The organism is Streptomyces sp. NPDC087844 (assembly GCF_044742785.1).
Classification (GTDB): Bacteria; Actinomycetota; Actinomycetes; order Streptomycetales; family Streptomycetaceae; genus Streptomyces.
Genome location: NZ_JBIUVD010000002.1, coordinates 98,625 through 119,915 on the forward strand (window position 1 = coordinate 98,625; position 21,291 = coordinate 119,915).

The following is a 21,291-nucleotide window of genomic DNA, read 5'->3' on the forward strand; positions in this document are numbered from 1 at the left end:
GGGGGCGCTGCCCCCGGGCCCCGCTGGGGGCTCCGCCCCCAGGCCCCCGATCGGCCTGAACGGCCTCGTCCTCAAACGCCGGACGGGCTGAAAATGCCTGGACCGGACTCGAACGCCCGGCCACGTTCAGGTACTTCCTCCTTCCTTGAGATGTGGCGGCAGTTGGAGCCCATCGGGCGGCACCCCGCATCCGGTGGCTACCGGCGGTTCGCCTGGACCGGGGCCGATACCGACTGCCGGGCCTGGTTCCGGGCGCAGGCCGAGGCGCGCGGGCTCGTGCTCGAACTGGACCGGAACGGGAACCAGTGGGCCTGGCTCGGCGACCCCTCGGCGGGGGACGCCGTCGTCACCGGGTCCCACCTCGACTCGGTGCCCGACGGCGGGGCCTTCGACGGGCCCCTCGGCGTCGTGTCCTCCTTCGCCGCGCTGGACGAACTGCGCGGCCGGAACGCACGGTTCACCAAGCCCCTCGCCATCGTGAACTTCGGCGACGAGGAAGGCGCCCGCTTCGGGCTGGCCTGTGTGGGCTCGCGGCTCACCGCCGGGGAACTCAGCGTCGAGCAGGCGCACCGGCTCACCGACGCCGACGGGATCACGCTCCCGCAGGCGATGGAGGCCGCGGGTCACGACCCGGACGCCATCGGCGCGGACCCCGAACGCCTGAGCCGTATCGGCGCGTTCGTCGAGCTGCACGTCGAGCAGGGGCGCGCCCTCGACCTGACCGGCGACCGGGTCGGTGTCGCCAGCGCCATCTGGCCGCACGGGCGGTGGCGGTTCGACTTCCGGGGAGAGGCCAACCACGCGGGCACCACCCGCCTCGTGGACCGCCGCGACCCCATGCTGTCGTACGCGGAGACCGTGCTCGCGGCCCGCCGGGAAGCTCAGCTCACGGGCGCCGTGGCCACCTTCGGCAAGATCTCGGTCGAGCCGAACGGAGTCAACGCCATCCCCTCCCTCGTACGCGGCTGGCTCGACTCCCGCGCCGCGGACCAGGCGACCCTCGACAGGGTCGTCCACGGCATCGAGAAGGCGGCCCGCGAGTACGCCGACGCGCACGGCATCCACCTCGATGTCGTCCGGGAGTCGTTCACCCCGGTCGTCGAGTTCGAGCACGCGCTGCGGGACGAGATCGCCCGCCTCCTGGGCGGGGAGACGGGCAAGGACCCCGCGGATCTGAGGGTTCCCGTCCTGGGAACCGGTGCGGGACACGACGCCGGGATCCTCTCCGGTTCGATTCCGACCGCCATGCTGTTCGTACGCAACCCCACCGGGGTCTCGCACTCGCCGGCCGAGTACGCCGCCGAGGACGACTGCGTGGCCGGGGTGACCGCACTCGCCGACGTACTGGAAGGGCTGGCCTGCAAGTGAGCGAGCTGAACGCGAGCGCGCGAGGCACGACGTACTGGCTGGAGCACGCCTGGCTCGACTCCTACGTGGAGCCGGGCGTGGCCCTCGACGTGGGTGCGGACGGCCGGATCGCCGCCGTCCGCACAGGCGTCGACAGTCCACCGCCCGGAGCGGAGGTCCTGCGCGGCCTGACGCTCCCCGGCCTCGCCAACACCCACAGCCACGCCTTCCACCGGGCCCTGCGCGGTACCGTCCAGGTCGGCTCCGGGACCTTCTGGACCTGGCGCGAGATCATGTACTCCGTCGCGGACCGGCTCACCCCGGACACGTACCACGCGCTCGCCCGCGCGGTGTACGCGGAGATGGCCCTCGCCGGGATCACGGCCGTGGGCGAGTTCCACTACGTGCACCACGCGCCCGGTGGCACCCCCTACGCCGACCCGAACGCCATGGGCGAGGCGCTCGTCGAGGCCGCCGCCGAGGCGGGCATCCGCATCACCCTCCTCGACACCGTCTACCTCGCCGCGGGCCTGGTCGACGCGCGCAGGGGACAGCCCCCCAACCGGCACCAGCTCCGCTTCTCCGACGGCACGGCGGAAGCCTGGGCAGCACGCTGTTCAGTTCTCAAGGACCGGGATCACGCGCGGATCGGGGCCGCCATCCACTCCGTACGGGCGGTCCCCGCACGGCAGTTGGCGACGGTGGCGCGGTGGGCCGAGGAGCGGCGGGCCCCGCTCCATGTGCACCTGTCCGAGCAGACGGCGGAGAACGACGCCTGCCTGGCGGCCCACGGCTGTACGCCCACCCGGCTGCTCGCCGACCACGGAGTGCTCGGCCCGCGCACCACGGGCGTGCACAACACCCACCTCACCGACGAGGACATCTCGCTGCTCGGCCGCTCGGGCACCGGCACGTGCATGTGCCCGACCACCGAGCGCGACCTCGCCGACGGCATCGGACCGGCCGTCGCCCTCCAGCACGCGGGTTCCCCGCTGTCCCTCGGCTCCGACAGCCACGCAGTCGTCGACCTGCTCGAAGAGGCACGCGCGATGGAGCTGAACGAGCGCCTGCGCAGCCGCACCCGGGGCCACTGGACCGCGGCGGCGCTCCTTCGCGCCGCCTCCGCGGACGGCCACGCGGCCCTCGGCTGGGCCGACGCGGGCACGCTCGAAGCGGGTGCGCTCGCCGACTTCACGACGGTCGCGCTCGACTCCGTCAGGACAGCGGGAACGCTGCCGCGGCTCGGGGCCGAGACGGCCGTATTCGCCGCGACAGCGGCGGATGTGCGGCACACCGTCGTGGGCGGCCGGCACGTCGTACGCGACGGGGCGCACGCCCTTGTCCCGGACGTGCCCCGTGCCCTCGCGGACGCCATCGAAGCCCTGCGCGCCTGAACGTCGGCCCCGGCCCCGGCCCCGGCCCCGGTTCCGAACCCGCCCCCGTCGCCGCCCCCGTCGCCCCGATCGCCCAAGAGGACGCCATGAGCAGCAGGACCGGCAGCACGACCCTCATCACCAACATCGCCAGTCTGGTCACCAACGACTCCTCTCTCGGATGGGGGTCCCCCCGTTCGAGCAAATTCGAGAATGGGGGAGGATCTCCGCTCGGTCTGATCCAGGACGCGGCCGTCGTCATCGACGGCGACCGCATCGCGTGGACCGGTGACTCAAGAAAAGCACCCGCCACTGACAATCGGGTCGACGCCGGTGGCCGCGCGGTGATCCCCGGCTTCGTCGACTCCCACTCGCACCTCGTCTTCGCGGGCGACCGCACGCAGGAGTTCAACGCCCGTATGTCCGGCCGGGCCTACAGCGCCGGCGGCATCCGGACGACCGTCGCCGCCACCCGCGCGGCGACGGACGCGGAACTGGAGCGGAACCTCACCCGTTACCTCGCCGAGGCCCTGCGCCAGGGCACGACCACGTTCGAGACGAAGTCCGGCTACGGGTTGACGGTCGAGGACGAGGCGCGGGCCCTGCGCATCGCGTCCGCGCACACCGACGAGGTCACCTACCTCGGCGCGCACATCGTCTCGCCTGACCACGCGGACGACCCCGCCGCGTACGTCGCGCTCGTCACCGGCGAGATGCTGGACGCGTGTGCCCCGTACGCGCGTTGGATCGACGTCTTCTGCGAGAAGGGGGCCTTCGACGGGGACCAGGCCCGCGCGATCCTCACGGCGGGCAGGGCGAAGGGGCTGCACCCGCGCATCCACGCCAACCAGCTCTCGTACGGCCCCGGAGTGCAGCTCGCTGTCGAACTCGACGCGGCCAGCGCCGACCACTGCACCCACCTCACCGACGCGGACGTGGACGCCCTCGCGAACGGCGACACGGTGGCGACGCTGCTGCCCGGCGCGGAGTTCTCCACCCGGGCGGAGTGGCCGAACGCCCGCCGCCTGCTCGACGCGGGCGTCACGGTCGCCCTGTCGACGGACTGCAATCCGGGCTCGTCCTTCACGTCGTCCATGCCGTTCTGCATCGCGCTCGCGGTACGGGACATGGGGATGACGCCGGATGAGGCGGTGTGGTCGGCCACGGCGGGCGGGGCGAGGGCTTTGCGCCGCACCGACGTCGGCCGCCTCGCCCCGGGCGCGTACGCCGACCTGGCGTTCCTCGACGCCCCGAGCCACGTGCACCTGGCGTACCGGCCGGGGGTGCCGCTGGTGCGGGAGGTGTGGCGCAGGGGCGCGCGAGTGTGACTAGGCGGCGGTAGGGGCCGCGCCCGCTTTCACCCCGCGTATCAGGTGGGCCAACGGGCGGGTACTGGTGATGAGTTCGGTGCCGGGGGTTTCGCTCTCACGGAGGTGGAGGGTCCCGGGGGACTTGGCGATCTCGACGCAGGTGTTGCCGTCGCCGCCGCCCGAGAAGGTGGATTTCTGCCAGCGCAATGCATGGTCCATGTGCGGCTCACAACTCCTTGGTCATACGGTGGATGAAGTTCCGTGACGCCATGGGTTCCAGCGTCATCTTCTCGACTTCACGGAAGAGTGTTCGGAGCTGTTTCAGCTCTACTCCCGCATCGATGAACATGGTGCCGGTGGGGCGCAGCAGATGTGGAGGGACCTGATGACGGCGATCCAGTACTTCTGGCGACACCCGCTTGCTGAGCAGGTGCGAGAGGAAGGGCGAGAGGAAGGGCGCGAAGAGGGTCGGGCCCTGGAACGGGCGGAGAGTGTTCTGCGCACTCTTCAGTGGCGGGGCGTCGACGTGCCCGATGTCGTTCGTAAGCGTGTTCTCTCGTCCACCGACATGGATGAACTCGGCTCCTGGCTCGACCGTTCCTATCGGGTCGCCGATGCCGGGGAGTTGTTCGCCGAGGGCTGCTGAGGCGTCGTACGGCTGCGCCCGCGCCCCCGGCCAGAGCGCGACCTGGTGCGCGTCGCGGCCTGTGGACAGAAAGCGCGGGGCCGAGCCGGTCAGGTCGGCTCGGCCCCGCGCGTGTCGGGCGACGGAGGTGTCACTCCTCGACGGTCAGGCCCCTGCGCAGTCGCACCAGCGTCCGCGACAGCAGTCGCGACACGTGCATCTGCGAGATGCCCAGTTCCTCGCCGATCTCCGACTGGGTCAGATTGGCGACGAAGCGCAGCGACAGGATCTGCCGGTCGCGCTGCGGAAGTTCGGCGATCAGCGGCTTCAGCGACTCCACGTACTCGATGCCTTCGAGTCCGTGGTCCTCGTAACCGATCCGGTCCGCCAGCGCGCCCTCGGAGTCGTCCTCCTCGGGCTGGGCGTCCAGTGAGCTGGCCGTGTAGGCGTTGGACGCCGCCATGCCCTCGACGACCTCGTCGTTCGACAGCCCCAGACGCTCCGCCAGCTCTCCCACCGTCGGAGCGCGGTCCAGTTGCTGTGCGAGTTCGTCGCCCGCCTTGGCCAGGTCGAGGCGGAGCTCCTGCAGCCTTCGCGGTACGCGCACGGACCATGACGTGTCACGGAAGAAGCGCTTGATCTCGCCGACGATGGTCGGCATCGCGAAAGTGGGGAACTCGACGCCGCGGCTGAGTTCGAAGCGGTCGATCGCCTTGATCAGGCCTATCGTGCCGACCTGGATGATGTCCTCCATCGGCTCGCTGCGGGAGCGGAACCGGGAGGCGGCGAACTTGACCAGGGCGAGGTTGAGTTCGACCAGAGTGTTGCGGACGTACGAGTACTCGGAGGTGCCTTCCTCCAGCGACTCAAGGCGCCCGAAGAGAGTCTTGGAGAGTGCTCGCGCGTCGACCGGGCCCACCTCCGCGAACGGGGGGATCTCGGGAAGCCCGGCGAGGCCGGCGTTCTCGTCGGCGGACTCTTCTTCCAGATCGTCCAGAGGGCGTGTCGACGTCGCCCTCTGGGCCTGCGATGCGTCGAGCCGGGGTGACATGATGTCCTCCATCGTTCTCGGCATATGGCTGCCGATGCCAATACGTGCACTGCGGTGTGCGGCGCCTCCAAAGCCGGCCGTGTCGAAAACTGTCTCTACTAGCCCTACCCGCTTTCGTGACCCTCTCGCAAGTGAGTTTTGCGGCGAAATGTCCAATTCTTGGCGGTTGTTCGGGTGTCAGAGTGTGCAGGGAAGGCGTAGGGTTCGAGTGCGTCAACGAACAACCACATCGGTCGGAAGAGAGAGACGGCATGGACCGCGGGACGGTCGGCAGCGCACAGTCGGGCCGGCTTCTGGTCGAGGTGCGAGAAGAGGGCACTAGTGCCGTCGTCACCCCGGCGGGTGAGCTGGATCACCATACGGCGGATCTTCTGCGCGAACCGGTCGAGGACTGCCTCGACCGCGGCTTCGTGCGTCTCGTCGTGGACTGTTCACGGTTGGAGTTCTGCGACTCCACCGGATTGAACGTCCTTCTCGGTGCTCGGCTGCGCGCCGAGGCCGCCGGCGGCGGGGTCCACCTGGCAGGAATGCTGCCGGTGGTGGCCCGGGTCTTCGAGATCACCGGGGCGGAGGCCGTCTTCACCGTGCACGACACGCTGGAAGCGGCATTGGACGACAAGAGCGGGGCAGGTGACTCCGTGGCGGACGATTCCGCGGCGGCGGGTGAAGCCGGGGCCGCGGGGTCCGAGGACGGTGCGGCCGAGAGCCGTGCGTCCGGGGCCGACCTGCCCGCGGCCGATCGGGGTGACTAGTCGCCCCGAGGCGCTGTCCTGCGGCACAGTTGTGTCCAGGTCGCCTTCGACGTGATCAACGCGATATCGGAGTCTCGTCATCCGTACCGAACAAGTGGGTGTTCCGGCGGTTCGGTCGGGCAGGAGACCTTCTGAATATGTCAACGGACCGAACGGCAAGTGTGCGGCAGTCCCGGACCACTCCCCGAGCCCGAGTGCTCTGGACTTTCCGAGTGCGCCGCATGTGCTGAATGTGCTGAGAACTGAGTCTTGAATCGTGAACTGGTGAATCGGTGAGGTGAAGCGCTGATGAGCACCACCCGGCCTTACTCGCCGGGCGACCGCGGCCCTGAATCGGGCGACGGCGGCGCTTCCGGGGCGTCTCCGGGCGATACGCCCCCCGGGCGTCATGCCCGCCGACTGAACTTCGAGGGCGAGAGCGGAGTCGTCCCGCTCGCCCGTGACTTCGCCCGGCAGGCGCTGTACGAGTGGGGGTGGCTGCCCGCGGCCACCGCCGATCGGCGGGCCGCGGCGGAGGACGTGCTGCTGGTCGTGTCCGAACTCGTCACCAACGCCTGTCTGCATGCCGAGGGCCCGGACGAGCTCTGGATCTCCTGCGAGAACAAGGTGCTGCGGATCGAGGTCTCCGACCGGGGGGCCGGTCAGCCCGCGCCGCGGACCCCGCATCGGGCCGGGCGGCCCGGCGGGCACGGGATGTTCATCGTGCAGCGGTTGTGCCTGGACTGGGGTGTGGTCCGGGCGGAGGGGGCCGCTGGGAAGACGGTCTGGGCGGAGTTGGGCGCTCCCGCGTAGCGCTCCGCCGCGGTTTGGCGTTGCCCTCTGTGAGGCCTGTTGCTCTCTGTTGAGCCTTGCCGTGCCTTGTCATGCCATGCCCTGTGATGCCCTGCGATGCCTTGTGGGGGTGCCCTGCGGGCTGCGGTGGCTCTGTGTTTTCGGGTGCGGGTGCGGGTTCGGTAAGGGCTGGGCGCGCAGTTCCCCGCGCCCCTTTCGGGGCGGTCCTCCGGACCTGCCCCCCTCCGAGTCGCCCCCGGGAGTCGCCCCCTTCCCCGGGCGCGGGCCCTCCCCTCGCCCGTTGCTCACCTTGTGCGCATCGGATCCTCACGGATCCGGTGCGCATTTTGTCTTCCCTCGGCAAGGGGCCGGGCGTACCTTGACGGCCGATCTGATGTTCCGTCAGGAACTGGCCAGGAATGGTGTCAGGAACGCCTTCGGGAATGAGGGGACCGTGTCATACCGGACGTACCAGAAACGAACCGCAGCGCTCGCGTCCGCCGCGGCCCTGGCCGGCTCGGCGGTGCTGATGGCCGCCCCCGCAGCCCGGGCCGACGTGGTGGACGTCAACTACCAGTGCAAAACCCCTATCGGCGACAAGTCGGCCGTCTCGCCCATCGACATCAAGAGCGTCAAGAGCGGCAGTGGCTACCGGCTCACGATGACCTTCGAGAAGGGCGTCTCGTCCAGCCCCGTCGAACTGGGCAAAGGCGCGATGAATCCGAGCGCGGTCATCAAACTCGGCGGCGCCGACAGCGGGACCGTGTCGGTCAAGGGTCCCGCCAACCCTGCGGCGATCCCCGCCAACACCCCCATCAAGATCACCGACCTGACCGGGACGTACACCCCGAAGGGAAGCGGCAAGGTCACCTTCACCGCGGGTGTGCTGACCATCAAGGCCCTCGGTACGACAACCACGTGCACGCCCGGCAACAGCCCGAAGCCCTCGCTGACCCTGACCGTCGCGGCGTCGGGCGGTGGCTCCACAGGCACAACGGGCACAACAGGCAATACCGGCTCCTCGCAGGACGCCGCGGCGGGCGGTGAGGATCTGCCGCAGACCGGCCCCGAGGACTCCGCGATCGCACTCGGCACGCTCGGCGGCACCGTCCTGCTGGCAGGCGCGGCCGGCGTGCTGTGGCTGAGCCGGCGCAACCAGGCCCGCGGCTGAATCGCCCCGCACCAGCCCTTCTGCTTCGGAGCCGCCGATGCCGTTCGCCGTCCGTGCACTCTGCCACGCGTCCGTGACCGTGCTCGGCGTCGCCCCGGTCCCCGTCACCGACGACGACTGGTCCGTGGTGCCCTCGGCGGGCGGGGGTCACGACGGTCGGCCGTACTTCTACGCGGAGGGCGCGCCCGGCATGGTCCTCCAGGACACCGGGTCGGTGCGCAACCCCGGCGGAAAGCCGCTGGCGGTACGGCTCGGGGGCGCCGACGCCGACAACGGCGCCGACAAAGCGCTCTCCTGGCCCGACCCGCCCGACCCGCCCGACCCGCACGACCCGCCCGACCCGCCCGCCCTCGACGGGGTCGACGTCGAGTTGACGGTCACGGCGGAGGGCGGGGCCCGTGGCGATGCCGCCGCGGAAGCGTGGTTCGTGCCGAGGACGGCGGCGTCGGCGGGCGCGCTGTCCGGGCTCGCGGTGTGTGCGGGCGGCGCCCTCTGGTTCGTACGACGTGTACGACGTATGCGATGTATGCGACGCGTACGGCCGCGTACGGAAGTCGCTACGGAAGTCGAGTCGACGGGAGCGGTGATGTGAGCGGCACGGCTGCAGGGGTGTGTCGGTGGCGGGCGGCCGTGGCGGCGGTGGTTGTGGCGCTCGCGCTGTTCTCGCTGGTGGGGGGTACCGCCGCCGCGGCGGAGAAACCGCAGGTGAAACTCTCCAAGTCCCAGGCGGGGACCGGCGGTTCCCTCACGGTGAGCGGCAGTGGATGGCGGGCTAACGCCCTGCTGATGATGCTCATCTGCGGTCGGTCCTCGACCGACCGGGGCGTGATCGGCGGGACCAACTCCTGCGCGAACGCGGACGGACGGGCCGTCACCACCGACGCGAAGGGCCGGTTCAGCAAGAAACTGCCGGTCACCGAACCGCCCGAACCGTGCCCCTGCGTGGTCCATGTCGCGACGGTCACCGGCGCGAAGGCGGAGGCGGACGCCCCCTTCCTGGTCGCGGGGCACGAGGTCGAGCCGCTGCCCAAGGAGGACAGCGGCGGGCGGCTCTCGGTGCTCACCGACACCCGGCTTCGAGGGTCCGGCGGTCTGCTCACCTGGTTCGGCGCGCCGCCTGCCCGCAAGCTCGTCTTCACCGTCGGAAACGTCGGTACCACCGACGTGAAGAACCCGGTCTTCCAGGTCGGTACCTCGCACGGCGTGTTCGCCCCGCAGTGGGAGGAACACCAGTGGCGCGGCACCGTCGGCCCCGGCAAGAAGGCACGGATCACCCTGCCGGTGGAACTGACCGCCGGTGCGCACGGCGACTACACGGTCTCCCTGAAGTTCGGCGGCAAGGTGCTCGCCGAGCAGCCGTGGGGCGTGGGCCGCCCCTGGGGCGTGGCGCTCTTCTGGCTCCTGGTCTGTGTCGTCGTACCGGCCGCGCTGTTCCGGACCGGGATGGCCGTGGTGGACCGGGTGCGGCCGAGCGGACCCGCCGGGCGGGGCGGGAGGGGCCGGGGGCGCAGGGGCGGACGGAGTGTCCGGCCCGGTCGTGGCGCGCACGGAGTGCGGCGCGGGGGGCTGCGGCTGCCCGAAGTCACCCTGCGCATGCCAAGGCTGACTCCTTCGCCGGCCTCGAAGGACTCCGGCGACAAGAGATTCGGCGACAACGAATTCGGTGGCAACGAATCCGCCGGCAACGAATTCGGCGGCAACGAATCCGCGGGCGTCGGCGCCGACACAGGTACGCGTACGCGGGCCCGTACGCGTTCCGCTCTGCCCTGGTTCACCCCGGACACCGATCCCGGGGCCGCCGAGGCCGATCAGCTCTCCGCACCGCACGAGAACACTCCGACGTCCCCCACCAGGAAGGGAATCACGTGAGCACGCAACGGAGAGTCCGGCCCGGGCCGAAGAAGCCCGGAGGCGGCCGAAGAGCGAGCGCGGCCGGAGTCGCGATGATGCTCGGCGGTGCGGGAGTCCTGCTGGGTGTGGCGGCGACGCCCGCCCAGGCCGCCGAAGTGTCCTACGCGACCGACTGCGTACCCCCTCCGGTCTCCGGGCTGCCGACGGTCAAGGGCACCACCCAGGTGGAGATCACCGCGCCGGCCGCGGCGAAGGTCGGTGACGAGGTCGAGGTGGTGTGGAAGTTCACGCGGGCCGCCTCCAAGAACCCCGACCTCATCGACCTGCCCGCCGACTCGGTGCAGCCGTCCGGCATCCTCAAGGCGGCCGGTGCGCAGACCGCGTCCGTCGCGATGCAGGGGCCGCGCGAGAACCCGGCGATCCCCAAGGGCGGGGCGATGATCCTGTCCGACATGAAGGGCAAGCTGAAACTGACGAAGGCCGGCGAGGCGACGCTGACGCCGGACGCGTACGCCATCAACGTCATGTCCACGGACACCAAGTGCGCGCCGACGGAGACGGTGAGGCCCGCCGCGACGATCAACGTCACGGCGGGGGAGGGTGATCCGCCCCCCGAGTCGCCCGGTCCCACCAGCCCGACGCCCACGCCCACCGGGGGCACCACCGGCGGTACGACCGGCGGTGGGACCGGTGGTGGTGACACGGGTGGTACCAGCGGTGGTACCACCGGCGGTGGGGAACAGACCGACTTCACCGGCAAGGCGGTCGACATCCCCTACGCGTGCAAGACACCGATCGGGGACAAGAACGTGACCTCGCCGGTGCAGATCAACGCCAAGAAAAACGGCGGGAACTACGACCTCACCGTCCAGTTCAAGGGGTCTGTGATGGACAGCCCCGCCGACATTCCGGCCGACTCGGTCAAGCCGTCGATGGAGGTCGTACTGGGTGGCGCGGACAAGGGCACGGTCGCGGTCGCAGGGCCGACCAACGCCGAGGCCATCAAGTCCGGGGAGCCCATGGTGATCTCCGACATGACCGGCACGTACAAGCCGGGCGCGGACGGGGAGTCGACGCTGTCGCCGGGGGTGCTGACGGTGAAGGCGCTCGGGACGACGACCACGTGCACGCCGACGAAGTCCGCGGTGTCCTTGACGTTGGACACGGCTGCCCAGCCGGGGGGTGCGGCCGGGGGGAGTGGCTCCGCCGGTGGTAGTGCCTCTGGTTCCGGTGGGAGCGGCTCCGCCGGCAGTGGCTCTGCGGGGGGTGGGCTCGCGGACACCGGGAGCGATGACGGTGGGGGGTTGCGGGCGCTCGGGTTTGTCGCCGGGACCGCGGTTCTGCTCGGCGGGGCCGTGTTCACGTTCATGCCCCGAGGGCGGCGGGGGTGAGCTGCGTGGGGATCTGACGGCCCGCTGTGGCCGGCCGCGCAGTTCCCCGCGCCCCTCAAAGCCAGAAGATTGCGCCGTTCCCCGCGTCCCTGGAAGACGAAACAAGATTGCGCCGTTCCCCGCGCCCCTGGGTACTCAGGGGCGCGGGGAACGGCGCAATCTGTTCGTCTTTGGGGAGCTTCTGGCGGAGTGACTAGTTCACGTTGCCCATCAAGGACTTGACCTTGTTGCGGTACATGTAGATCGCTACGCCCGCGACCACCGCGAGGCCGGCCTCCAGGGCCACGATGCCCATGCCGTTCAGGTCGACGCCCGCGATGGAGAGCAGGGCGGTCGTGGCGTCACCGGCGGTGACGGCCAGGAACCAGACGCCCATCATCTGGGAGGCGTACTTCGCGGGAGCCATCTTCGTGGTGACGGAGAGGCCGACCGGGGAGACGGCCAGTTCGCCGACGGTCTGCACGAAGTAGATGCCGACCAGCCACATCGCGGCGGCCTTGTGACCGCCCTCGGCGATCGATAGAGGGGCCAGGAAGAGGAAGAACGAGGCACCGACCAGGACCAGACCCGACGCGAACTTCACGATCGTGCTCGGCTCCCGGCCGGCCCGGTTCAGCGCCAGCCACGCCCAGGCGAAGACCGGGGCGAGCGCCATGATCATGACCGGGTTGACCGACTGGTACCAGGAGACCGGGAAGGTCCAGCCGAGGACGCTGTTCTCGGCCGACGACTCGGCGAAGATCGACAGCGTGGAGCCGCCCTGGTCGTAGATCATCCAGAAGACGGCCGCGGCGACGAAGAACCAGATGTACGCCGACATCCTCGACTGCTCGACCCGGTCCAGCGACTTGTCGCGCTTGATCCTGGCGATCACCCAGACCGGGATGATCAGACCGATGAGCGCGAGCGGGACCATGATCCAGTTCAGCGTGTAGTGGCCGGAGAGGCTGACGACGGCGTAGAAGACCGCGGCGACGGCCAGCCACAGCAGACCCTTGCGCAGGGCCGAGGCCTTCTCCTCTGCGGACATCGGCGTAGGGACGACGTCCGAGCGCGCGTCGAGGTGGCGGCGGCCCATCAGGAACTGCGCCAGGCCCAGTGCCATGCCGAGCGCGGCGAGCGCGAAGCCCAGGTGCCAGTTCACCTTCTCGCCGATGGTGCCGATCGCCAGCGGAGCGGCGAAGGCGCCCAGGTTGATACCGATGTAGAAGACGGTGAAACCGCCGTCGCGGCGCGGGTCGTCCGGGCCCTGGTAGAGGTGGCCGACCATCGTCGAGATGTTGGCTTTCAGCAGACCCGAGCCGATCGCGACAAGACCGAGGCCCGCGAAGAAGGTGCCGGACGAGGGCAGCGCCAGCGTCAGGTGGCCCAGCATGATGACCAGTCCCGCGACGGCGACGGTCTTGCGGGGGCCGAGCACACGGTCCGCGAACCAGCCGCCGGGGAGGGCGAGCAGGTACACGAGCGACAGATACACGGAGTAGATCGCGGTCGCGGTGCTCGCGCTCAGGTGCAGGCCGCCGGGGGCGACCAGGTAGAGCGGCAGGAGTGCCCTCATGCCGTAGTAGGAGAACCTCTCCCACATCTCGGTCATGAAGAGTGTGGCCAGTCCGCGGGGGTGGCCGAAGAAGGTCTTCTCGTATCCGGAACCGGGGGTGCCCGGAGAGACCGAGTCCTTCGTCAGGCTGGACGATATGGTCGTTCCTTGCTGGTCGGGACGCGCCGCTGGAGCGGAAGCCGCTTGAGCGGAATGGGGTTGCGCGCCCGGTGGGGGAGGCGGCCGGCACCGGCGGGTCGGCCGTCCCGCCCCACGCCCACGGGGAGTTCCGCCCCGTCCTCGGTCGACGAGGTCGCAGCGGTGGACGACGACCACCGGGATCCACGCCCGTCGCGCGTTCTCGCGCGCCGGGCCCGGCCACAGGTCATTCCTTTCAAGGCTGGTAGACACCAGCCCGCACACAAAAGAGACCTTCAGCGTGAAGCTCCCGCCAAAGGTCCCTGTGTGGTGCTACAGGCGTCTGGTCACCATAAGGCCGTACGCCATATCAATGCCGCATATGGCACGACTTGAGAGATGGATCACAGGCGTGGATGGAACCATGCGCATGAATCGAAGGTCGTTCACAGATTTTCATTCTGAACCCCAGGTTCGCATGTGCGGAGGGGTCAGGATCAACACGGATGTCGATCACCCTCACTGCGCCGCTCCGCAGCGGACTACCATCAGTTCATGACCCGAGTACTGCTCGCCGAGGACGACGCGTCCATCTCGGAACCCCTCGCTCGCGCCCTGCGCCGAGAGGGGTACGAGGTCGAGGTACGTGAGGACGGACCCACCGCGCTCGACGCGGGCATCCAGGGCGGTATCGATCTGGTCGTGCTCGACCTCGGGCTGCCAGGTATGGACGGGCTGGAAGTGGCCCGGCGGCTGCGCGCCGAGGGGATGACCGTGCCGGTCCTCATCCTGACCGCGCGCGCCGACGAGGTGGACACCGTCGTGGGCCTGGACGCGGGTGCCGACGACTACGTGACCAAGCCCTTCCGTCTCGCCGAACTGCTGGCCCGGGTACGGGCCCTGCTGCGGCGCGGCGCGGCCGAGCCCCAGCAGCCGCCCGCCACGCACGGGGTGCGCATCGACGTCGAGTCGCACCGGGCGTGGATGGGCGACGAGGAGCTCCAGCTGACGGCGAAGGAGTTCGACCTGCTCCGGGTGCTCGTCAGGGACGCCGGCCGGGTCGTCACACGTGACCAGTTGATGCGCGAGGTCTGGGACACCACGTGGTGGTCGTCCACCAAGACGCTCGACATGCACATTTCCTGGCTGCGCAAGAAGCTGGGGGACGACGCGGCGAATCCGCGGTACATCGCGACGGTACGAGGAGTGGGCTTCCGCTTCGAGAAGAGTTGACCCGTTGCCGTCGGGCCGCGCTTTCCGCCGTCGCGTCGTAGGCGGATCCGCGGCCTCGTAGGCGGATGCGCGGCCGCGGGCCGTGTGCGGCTGGTCGCGCGGTTCCCCGCGCCCCTGACGGGGCGTGGGTCCAGCCCTGATCATCAGTTGCCCGGAGGGACCTGTGCGTCGCCGTCTCATCAATTCCACGCTGGCCGTCGTGCTGGTGGTGATCGCCGTGTTCGGGGTCTCGCTCGTCATCGTCGAGACCCGCACGATCAGCAACAGCGCCCAGGAACGGGTGGACTCCGAGGCGGTACGGCTGGTCAGCATCGTCGACAGCCGCATTCTCGGCGACGAGCAGGTCAACGCCCGGGTCCTCAAGGACCAGGTCACGGGCGACCGGTACGCGCGCATCGAGATCCCGGGCCGCGACACCATCCACATCGGCAAGCAGCCCACCGGTGACGTCATCACCTCCACCCGCGACGGCGAGGAGGGCGAGACCGTCACGGTGGAGGAGGCGAGCTCGGCGGTCACCCGTGAGGTCGGCCGGACGCTACTGATCATCGCGGCGGTGGCCCTGCTCGCGGTGATCGCCGCCGTCCTCCTCGCGGTGCGCCAGGCCAACCGGCTCACCTCCCCGCTGACCGACCTCGCGGAGACCGCGGAACGGCTCGGATCGGGGGACCCGCGCCCGCGCCACAAGCGGTACGGGGTGCCGGAGCTGGACCGGGTCGCCGATGTACTGGACGCTTCGGCCGAGCGCATCGCCCGCATGCTGACGGCCGAGCGGCGCCTCGCGGCCGACGCCTCGCACCAGCTGCGTACGCCGCTGACCGCGCTGTCCATGCGGCTGGAGGAGATCACCCTCACCGACGACCCGAGCACGGTCAAGGAGGAGGCGACCATCGCGCTGGCGCAGGTCGAGCGCCTCACCGACGTGGTGGAGCGGCTGCTGACCAACGCCCGTGACCCGCGTACCGGCTCCGCCGTCACGTTCGACCTCGACGAGGTCATCAAGCAGCAGCTCGCCGAGTGGCGCCCGGCCTACCGCAACGCGGGCCGCGCCATCGTCAGCTCGGGCAAGCATCATCTGCAGGCCGTCGGGACGCCGGGGGCCGTGGCCCAGGTCCTTGCCGCGCTGATCGAGAACTCGCTGATGCACGGCGGTGGCACGGTCGCGCTGCGTACGCGGGTCACCGGCAACCAGGCCGTGATCGAGGTCACCGACGAGGGGGCGGGGGTGCCGGCCGATCTGGGTGCGCGGATCTTCGAGCGGGCCATCAGCGGGCGCAACTCCACGGGGATCGGGCTCGCTGTGGCCCGTGACCTCGCGGAGGCGGATGGGGGGCGGCTGGAGATGCTTCAGGCGCAGCCGCCCGTGTTCGGGCTGTTCTTGTCGCGTACGCCTGCGAAACGGCGGGAAGGTGACGAACCCACCGTGCGCTAGCTGTTCTGTCCACGGAGGTTGGTGACAGTGATCACGGCTGAAGATTGCGCCGTTCCCCGCGCCCCTGAAGGCCCCCGCCGCTGAAGGTCCCGTGCCCCTGGAGGTGCCGCGCCCTTGGGAGGGGTACCCCCGGTGCCGGTCAGCGGACTCGTTGGACCTGGCGGAGGTTCTGGGGTGGGTGGTCCTCGTCGAGGTACGGGGACGGGTTCTCCAGGAACGATTCCGCGTCGGTCACGGGGTCGTGGGCCGGGGCTACCCGGAAGACCCACGTGCGATAGGACCAGAAGCGGAAGAGGGTCGCGATGCCGATGCCGACGAACTTGAAGACGTTGCTCGCCAGTGGGCTGTCGAAGCCCAGGCCGTACGTGGCGGCGAAGAGGAAACCGTTCTCGATGACCAGGCCGATCGCGCTGAACAGCATGAACAGCGTCAGTTCCTTGGTACGGCCACTCTTGTCACGGTCGCGGTACGTGAAGTAGCGGAAACCGATGTAGTTCGAGACGATTGCGACGACCGTGGCGATCACACTGGCCCGGACGACCTGGAGGTCGGTAGTGCTGCGCACCAGGTTGAAGGTGATCAGGTTGACGAGGAGACCCGCTCCGCCGACCGCGCCGAATTTGGCGATTTCCCTGGTCAACCGCTCGATCCGGAGGCGAACGGCGCTGACCGGCCTGGCATGAGCCCCGCGTTTATCACCTGTGCCCATGGTGTCGCCCAGCCCCCGTCTCGTCGGATACGTCATTTTCGTCAACCTTCGTCGACTCCGCCATGCTAACCAGCGGTTCCTCGCGCTGCCCGGCTCGGACTCGAAGATGTGGCCGGGATGTGACGAACCCGCACAAGGTCCGATGATCGTGCGGGCGACAGGGGTGGCTCGAAACGGCCGATACCCTGGGGGCGTGACGTTCCCGGTAGTCGGCATGGTCGGCGGCGGTCAGCTCGCTCGTATGACGCACGAGGCTGGCATCCCGCTCGGCATCAGGTTCAAGCTCCTCAGTGACACCCCCCAGGACTCTGCGGCGCAGGTGGTCAGCGAGGTCGTCGTCGGCGACTATCGCGACCTCGGCACGCTGCGGGCCTTCGCGCGGGGCTGCGACGTGATCACTTTCGATCACGAACACGTACCCACCGAGCATCTGCGGGCACTGGAGGCGGACGGCATCCCCGTGCGCCCCGGCCCCGACGCGCTCGTGCACGCCCAGGACAAGGGCGTGATGCGCGCGAAGCTCGTCGAGATCGGGGTGCCGTGCCCACGGCACCGGATCGTGAGCGATCCCGCAGACGTGGTGGCCTTCGCGGCGGAAGGGCTCCCCGAAGGGGCCGAGGGGGACGGCTTCCCGGTCGTCCTGAAGACCGTCCGCGGCGGCTACGACGGCAAGGGCGTGTGGATCGTCCGGTCCGCGGCCGACGCCGAGGACCCCTTCCGGGCGGGCGTCCCGGTCCTCGCCGAGGAGAAGGTCGACTTCGCCCGCGAACTGGCCGCCAACGTCGTACGGTCGCCGCACGGCCAGGCCGTGGCCTACCCGGTTGTCGAGTCCCAGCAGGTCGACGGGGTCTGCGACACGGTGATCGCGCCCGCGCCCGGCATCTCCGACGAGCTCGCGCTCCGGGCGGAGGAACTGGCCCTGCGCATCGCGAAGGAACTCGGCGTCGTCGGCCACCTCGCCGTCGAGCTCTTCGAGACCCGTGGACCCGACGGGAAGAACGGCATCCTCGTCAACGAACTGGCCATGCGCCCGCACAACTCCGGCCACTGGACCCAGGACGGCGCGATCACCTCCCAGTTCGCCAACCACGTCCGCGCGGTCCTGGACCTGCCCCTGGGCGACCCTCGCCCGCGCGCGAAGTGGACGGTCATGGTGAACGTCCTGGGGGGCGACTACCCCGACATGTACTCCGCGTACCTGCACTGCATGGCACGCGACCCCCAGCTCAAGATCCACATGTACGGAAAGGACGTGAAGCCCGGCCGCAAGGTGGGCCACGTCAACACCTACGGCGACGACCTCGACGACGTGCTGGAGCGCGCCCGTCACGCAGCCGGCTACCTCAGAGGAACGATCACCGAATGAGCCCTGTCGTAGGCATTGTCATGGGGTCGGACTCCGACTGGCCCGTCATGGAAGCGGCCGCGCAGGCCCTCGACGAGTTCGAGATCGCGTACGAGGTCGACGTGGTCTCCGCCCACCGGATGCCGCGCGAGATGATCACGTACGGCGAGGAGGCGGCCGGGCGTGGCCTGAAAGCGATCATCGCGGGTGCGGGCGGCGCCGCCCATCTGCCTGGCATGCTCGCCTCGGTCAGTCCGCTGCCCGTGATCGGCGTACCGGTCCCGCTGAAGTACCTCGACGGCATGGACTCGCTGCTGTCGATCGTCCAGATGCCGGCCGGTGTCCCGGTCGCCACGGTCTCGGTGGGCGGCGCGCGCAACGCGGGCCTGCTCGCCGCCCGCATCCTGGCCACGCACGACGAGGAACTCCTCGCCAAGATGCGTGACTTCCAGCAGGAGCTGAACGACCAGGCCACCGAGAAGGGCAGAAGGCTGCGCTCCAAGGTCGAGAGCAGCGCGGGCACGGGCAGCGGCTTCGGCTTCGGAAAGTGACGGACATGACTTCCCCCGGTACTCCCCCCAGTACTCCCTCCGGTACTCCCCGCGGCACCTCTCTTGACGACGCCCGCGCGTTCCTCGCCGACTTCCCCGTGGTCGACGGGCACAACGACCTTCCCTGGGCGCTGCGCGAGCAGGTCCGCTACGACATCGGCGCCCGCGACATCGCCGCCGACCAGAGCGCCCACCTGCACACCGACCTGGCGCGACTGCGCGCGGGCGGCGTCGGCGCGCAGTACTGGTCGGTGTACGTGCGCTCGGACCTGCCCGGCGCGGTCACGGCGACCCTCGAACAGATCGACTGCGTACGGCAGCTGATCGAGCGCTACCCGGCGGATCTGCGGAGTGCCCTGACCGCCGCCGACATGGAGGCGGCGCGCGCCGAGGGCCGGATCGCCTCGCTGATGGGCGCCGAGGGCGGCCACTCGATCGACAACTCCCTCGCCACGCTGCGCGGCCTGTTCGAGTTGGGGGTGCGCTACATGACCCTCACCCACAACGACAACATCGCGTGGGCGGACTCGGCGACCGACGAGCCGGTGGTCGGCGGCCTGTCGCCGTTCGGCCACGAGGTCGTACGCGAGATGAACCGGCTGGGCATGCTGGTGGACCTCTCCCACGTGGCCGCCACGACCATGCGGGACGCGCTGGACACGTCCACCGCGCCGGTGATCTTCTCGCACTCGTCCTCGCGCGCGATCTGCGACCATCCGCGCAACATCCCGGACGACGTGCTGGAGCGCCTGCCGGCCAACGGCGGTGTCGCGATGGTGACGTTCGTGCCGAAGTTCGTCCTCCAGGCAGCCGTCGACTGGACGGAGGCCGCGGACGAGAACATGCGGGAGAAGGGCTTCCACCACCTCGACTCGACCGCCGAGGCGATGAAGGTCCACCAGGCCTTCGAGGAGTCCAACCCCCGCCCGGCCGCGACCGTTTCGACGGTCGCCGACCATCTCGACCACATGCGTGAGGTGGCGGGTGTTGATCACCTCGGCATCGGCGGCGACTACGACGGCACGGCGTTCACCCCCGACGGCCTCAGCGACGTCTCCGGCTACCCGAACCTGATCGCGGAACTCCTGGACCGCGGCTGGTCGAAGCCGGACCTCGCCAAGCTGACCTGGCAGAACTCGGTACGGGTCCTGGCCGCGGCGGAGGACGTGGCCCGCGACGAACAGTCCCGCAGGGGCCCGTCGAACGCGACCCTGGAGCAGCTGGACGGCTAGCCGTCTTTCCTGGCCGTCTTAGCCGTCTTGACCGCCTTGACCGCCTTGACCCTCTTGGCTGTCTGTCTGTCTAACTAACTGTCTAACTGTCGAGCGTGGCGGGGTGCCCCAGGAGCATGGTCGGGGCGCCCCGCACGCGCGTCAGGAACACGGTCGCCGAGTGCGGTCCCTGCGGCTTCACCTTGCGCCGCAACTCCTCCGGCTCGACCGCCGACCCGCGCTTCTTCACGGTCAGGACGCCCACCTCGCGCTGCCGCAACAGCGCCTTGAGCTTCTTGACGCCGAAGGGGAGCTGGTCGGTGATCTCGTAGGCGGTGGCGTACGGCGTGGCCGTCGCGGAGTCCGCGGTGACGTAGGCGATGGTCTCGTCGACCAGCCCTCCGCCGTCCAGGCCGGCGGCCACTTCGGCGACCAGATGCGCGCGGATGACGGCACCGTCGGGCTCGTACAGGAAGCGTCCCACGGGACGCACCGCGGGATCGGGCAGTCCGCGGCCGTGGAGGGTGCGCGTCCCGGGCAGCAGGGTCGCGCGGACCGAGCCCGCCTCCCCGGTGCCGAACCACAGCACGGCTTCCTTCACGTCCCCGGCGTCCGAGATCCACTCGGCCCCGGCCTCGGCGGGGACGGTCTCGTGCGGAATGCCGGGGGCGATCTTCAGCGCGGCGAGAGGCGCTTCGCGGGCGGCTTGGACGGCCCACGACAGCGGCGGTGAGTAGGCCTCGGGGTCGAAGATCCGCCCGCGCCCGCCCCGGCGCCCCGGATCCACGAAGACGGCGTCGTACCCGGCGGTGTCGACCTCGGTGACATCGGCCTCGCGCACCTCGATCAGCTCCGCGAGCCCGAGCGCCTCGGCGTTCGCGCGGGCCACGGCCGCGGTCAGCGGGTCCCGGTCGACGGCGAGGACCCGGATCCCGGCGCGGGCGAGCGCGATCGCGTCACCGCCGATGCCGCAGCACAGATCGGCCACGGACCGCACCCCGAGTTCCCCGAAGCGCGCGGCACGGTACGCGGCGACGCTCGCCCGGGTCGACTGCTCGACCCCGTTCGGCGTGAAGAACATCTCCGCCGCGTCCGCCGCACCGAACTTCGCGACGGCCCGCTGCCGCAGCCGCGCCTGCCCGATCGCGGCCGACACGAGCCCGACGGGATGACCGCGCCGCAGCCGCGTCGCCACGGCCAGTTCCTGGGCCGGTTCGGTACCGCGCACCTCGTCGAGAAGGGCACGCCCCTCGGACGTGCGCAGAGCGGCGAAGGAGGCGAGCGGGGAGTCCGGCGGATCGAGGTCGTTCACCGCCCCATTGTGGGCCAGTCGGTGGACGGCACGCGCGCGACGGCGGTGTCGAGCCAGGGGAGGGCTGTTGACCTGGGAGTATCCGGCCCCATGCGACTTGTACGACAATCCCACAGCAACAGTGTCAAAGGGGTCGAGGTGAGCGCCTTGAAAGGGGCGCGGGGAACTGCGCGGCCCGCCC

General features: G+C 70.2%; 19 protein-coding genes and 1 pseudogene. 15 read left to right on the forward strand and 5 right to left on the reverse strand.

Annotated elements, in window-relative coordinates:
- Nucleotides 1–93: 93 nt before the first annotated feature.
- The 3 genes from ACIOKD_RS04105 (at nt 94) to hutI (ending at nt 4,048) form a co-directional block, all read left to right on the forward strand.
- Nucleotides 94–1,368, forward strand: a complete 1,275-nt coding sequence (locus ACIOKD_RS04105) for an allantoate amidohydrolase (protein WP_402077889.1) — start codon at nt 94–96, stop codon at nt 1,366–1,368.
- On the forward strand, nt 1,365–2,741 hold the full coding sequence (locus tag ACIOKD_RS04110; RefSeq protein WP_402077891.1) for a formimidoylglutamate deiminase: 1,377 nt from the start codon (nt 1,365–1,367) through the stop codon (nt 2,739–2,741). The genes ACIOKD_RS04105 and ACIOKD_RS04110 overlap by 4 nt, the downstream gene beginning before the upstream one ends.
- An 86-nt stretch (nt 2,742–2,827) precedes the next feature.
- Nucleotides 2,828–4,048 carry an imidazolonepropionase gene (gene hutI / locus ACIOKD_RS04115; RefSeq protein WP_402077894.1) on the forward strand — a complete coding sequence of 407 codons (1,221 nt, stop codon included), beginning with the start codon at nt 2,828–2,830 and terminating at the stop codon, nt 4,046–4,048.
- Here the strand turns inward: hutI and ACIOKD_RS04120 are convergent, their stop codons facing one another.
- Nucleotides 4,049–4,249: a DUF397 domain-containing protein gene (locus ACIOKD_RS04120; protein WP_402077897.1), complete on the reverse strand. Its 201-nt coding sequence runs from the start codon at nt 4,247–4,249 to the stop codon at nt 4,049–4,051.
- A gap of 166 nt (nt 4,250–4,415) precedes the next feature.
- Here ACIOKD_RS04120 and ACIOKD_RS04125 point away from each other — a divergent pair, with 166 nt between their 5' ends.
- Nucleotides 4,416–4,676, forward strand: a complete 261-nt coding sequence (locus ACIOKD_RS04125; RefSeq protein WP_402077900.1) for a hypothetical protein — start codon at nt 4,416–4,418, stop codon at nt 4,674–4,676.
- Between the two features lie 130 nt (nt 4,677–4,806).
- Here the strand turns inward: ACIOKD_RS04125 and ACIOKD_RS04130 are convergent, their stop codons facing one another.
- Nucleotides 4,807–5,718, reverse strand: coding sequence for an RNA polymerase sigma factor SigF (locus ACIOKD_RS04130; protein ID WP_398286402.1), 912 nt, complete (start codon nt 5,716–5,718; stop codon nt 4,807–4,809).
- 239 nt (nt 5,719–5,957) lie between these two features.
- On the opposite strand from ACIOKD_RS04130, the pseudogene ACIOKD_RS04135 reads away from it, so the two are divergent.
- The 6 genes and pseudogenes from ACIOKD_RS04135 to ACIOKD_RS04160 form a co-directional block, all read left to right on the forward strand.
- Nucleotides 5,958–6,329: pseudogene (locus ACIOKD_RS04135) on the forward strand (STAS domain-containing protein); the annotation flags it as partial.
- 417 nt (nt 6,330–6,746) lie between these two features.
- Nucleotides 6,747–7,250: an ATP-binding protein gene (locus ACIOKD_RS04140; protein ID WP_402077902.1), complete on the forward strand. Its 504-nt coding sequence runs from the start codon at nt 6,747–6,749 to the stop codon at nt 7,248–7,250.
- 433 nt (nt 7,251–7,683) lie between these two features.
- Entirely contained in the window at nt 7,684–8,400 is a 717-nt protein-coding gene (locus tag ACIOKD_RS04145) for an LPXTG cell wall anchor domain-containing protein (protein ID WP_402077905.1), read from the forward strand.
- A 37-nt stretch (nt 8,401–8,437) separates the two neighbouring features.
- On the forward strand, nt 8,438–8,992 hold the full coding sequence (locus ACIOKD_RS04150; protein WP_402077907.1) for a hypothetical protein: 555 nt from the start codon (nt 8,438–8,440) through the stop codon (nt 8,990–8,992).
- Between the two features lie 38 nt (nt 8,993–9,030).
- Entirely contained in the window at nt 9,031–10,269 is a 1,239-nt protein-coding gene (locus ACIOKD_RS04155) for a hypothetical protein (protein WP_402077911.1), read from the forward strand.
- A gap of 77 nt (nt 10,270–10,346) precedes the next feature.
- Nucleotides 10,347–11,642, forward strand: a complete 1,296-nt coding sequence (locus ACIOKD_RS04160; protein ID WP_402079160.1) for a hypothetical protein — start codon at nt 10,347–10,349, stop codon at nt 11,640–11,642.
- Nucleotides 11,643–11,835: 193 nt separating this feature from the next.
- On the opposite strand, the gene ACIOKD_RS04165 is transcribed toward ACIOKD_RS04160, so the two are convergent.
- Complete coding sequence (locus ACIOKD_RS04165) at nt 11,836–13,338, reverse strand: oligopeptide:H+ symporter (protein WP_402079162.1); 1,503 nt, start codon at nt 13,336–13,338, stop codon at nt 11,836–11,838.
- Nucleotides 13,339–13,872: 534 nt separating this feature from the next.
- Here ACIOKD_RS04165 and ACIOKD_RS04170 point away from each other — a divergent pair.
- Both ACIOKD_RS04170 and ACIOKD_RS04175 read left to right on the forward strand, forming a co-directional pair.
- Nucleotides 13,873–14,550: a response regulator transcription factor gene (locus ACIOKD_RS04170; RefSeq protein ID WP_107015675.1), complete on the forward strand. Its 678-nt coding sequence runs from the start codon at nt 13,873–13,875 to the stop codon at nt 14,548–14,550.
- Nucleotides 14,551–14,713: 163 nt separating this feature from the next.
- Nucleotides 14,714–15,982 (forward strand): ATP-binding protein, encoded by a 1,269-nt coding sequence (locus ACIOKD_RS04175; RefSeq protein WP_402077915.1) that lies wholly within the window; start codon nt 14,714–14,716, stop codon nt 15,980–15,982.
- A gap of 139 nt (nt 15,983–16,121) precedes the next feature.
- On the opposite strand, the gene ACIOKD_RS04180 is transcribed toward ACIOKD_RS04175, so the two are convergent.
- Nucleotides 16,122–16,691 carry a GtrA family protein gene (locus tag ACIOKD_RS04180; protein ID WP_402079165.1) on the reverse strand — a complete coding sequence of 190 codons (570 nt, stop codon included), beginning with the start codon at nt 16,689–16,691 and terminating at the stop codon, nt 16,122–16,124.
- A 193-nt stretch (nt 16,692–16,884) separates the two neighbouring features.
- Here ACIOKD_RS04180 and ACIOKD_RS04185 point away from each other — a divergent pair, with 193 nt between their 5' ends.
- From ACIOKD_RS04185 to ACIOKD_RS04195, 3 genes are read left to right on the forward strand one after another with little or no spacing between them, the layout of a single operon-like run.
- Nucleotides 16,885–18,057: a 5-(carboxyamino)imidazole ribonucleotide synthase gene (locus ACIOKD_RS04185; protein WP_402077918.1), complete on the forward strand. Its 1,173-nt coding sequence runs from the start codon at nt 16,885–16,887 to the stop codon at nt 18,055–18,057.
- Entirely contained in the window at nt 18,054–18,587 is a 534-nt protein-coding gene (purE, locus tag ACIOKD_RS04190; protein ID WP_402077921.1) for a 5-(carboxyamino)imidazole ribonucleotide mutase, read from the forward strand. Before ACIOKD_RS04185 ends, purE begins: the two co-directional genes overlap by 4 nt.
- Nucleotides 18,588–18,592: 5 nt before the next feature.
- Complete coding sequence (locus tag ACIOKD_RS04195) at nt 18,593–19,819, forward strand: dipeptidase (protein ID WP_402077923.1); 1,227 nt, start codon at nt 18,593–18,595, stop codon at nt 19,817–19,819.
- A gap of 82 nt (nt 19,820–19,901) precedes the next feature.
- On the opposite strand, the gene ACIOKD_RS04200 is transcribed toward ACIOKD_RS04195, so the two are convergent.
- Entirely contained in the window at nt 19,902–21,110 is a 1,209-nt protein-coding gene (locus ACIOKD_RS04200; RefSeq protein WP_402077925.1) for a methyltransferase domain-containing protein, read from the reverse strand.
- Between the last annotated feature and the right edge of the window lie 181 nt (nt 21,111–21,291).

What these genes read in the sequence shown, in the direction of transcription:
- ACIOKD_RS04105 (WP_402077889.1), top strand. Translation starts at nt 94, where the DNA reads ATGCCTGGACCGGACTCGAACGCCCGGCCACGTTCAGGTACTTCCTCC.
- hutI (WP_402077894.1), top strand. Translation starts at nt 2,828, where the DNA reads ATGAGCAGCAGGACCGGCAGCACGACCCTCATCACCAACATCGCCAGT.
- ACIOKD_RS04120 (WP_402077897.1), bottom strand. Translation starts at nt 4,249, where the DNA reads ATGGACCATGCATTGCGCTGGCAGAAATCCACCTTCTCGGGCGGCGGC.
- ACIOKD_RS04125 (WP_402077900.1), top strand. Translation starts at nt 4,416, where the DNA reads ATGACGGCGATCCAGTACTTCTGGCGACACCCGCTTGCTGAGCAGGTG.
- ACIOKD_RS04130 (WP_398286402.1), bottom strand. Translation starts at nt 5,718, where the DNA reads ATGGAGGACATCATGTCACCCCGGCTCGACGCATCGCAGGCCCAGAGG.
- ACIOKD_RS04140 (WP_402077902.1), top strand. Translation starts at nt 6,747, where the DNA reads ATGAGCACCACCCGGCCTTACTCGCCGGGCGACCGCGGCCCTGAATCG.
- ACIOKD_RS04150 (WP_402077907.1), top strand. Translation starts at nt 8,438, where the DNA reads ATGCCGTTCGCCGTCCGTGCACTCTGCCACGCGTCCGTGACCGTGCTC.
- ACIOKD_RS04160 (WP_402079160.1), top strand. Translation starts at nt 10,347, where the DNA reads ATGCTCGGCGGTGCGGGAGTCCTGCTGGGTGTGGCGGCGACGCCCGCC.
- ACIOKD_RS04170 (WP_107015675.1), top strand. Translation starts at nt 13,873, where the DNA reads ATGACCCGAGTACTGCTCGCCGAGGACGACGCGTCCATCTCGGAACCC.
- ACIOKD_RS04180 (WP_402079165.1), bottom strand. Translation starts at nt 16,691, where the DNA reads ATGGGCACAGGTGATAAACGCGGGGCTCATGCCAGGCCGGTCAGCGCC.
- purE (WP_402077921.1), top strand. Translation starts at nt 18,054, where the DNA reads ATGAGCCCTGTCGTAGGCATTGTCATGGGGTCGGACTCCGACTGGCCC.
- ACIOKD_RS04195 (WP_402077923.1), top strand. Translation starts at nt 18,593, where the DNA reads ATGACTTCCCCCGGTACTCCCCCCAGTACTCCCTCCGGTACTCCCCGC.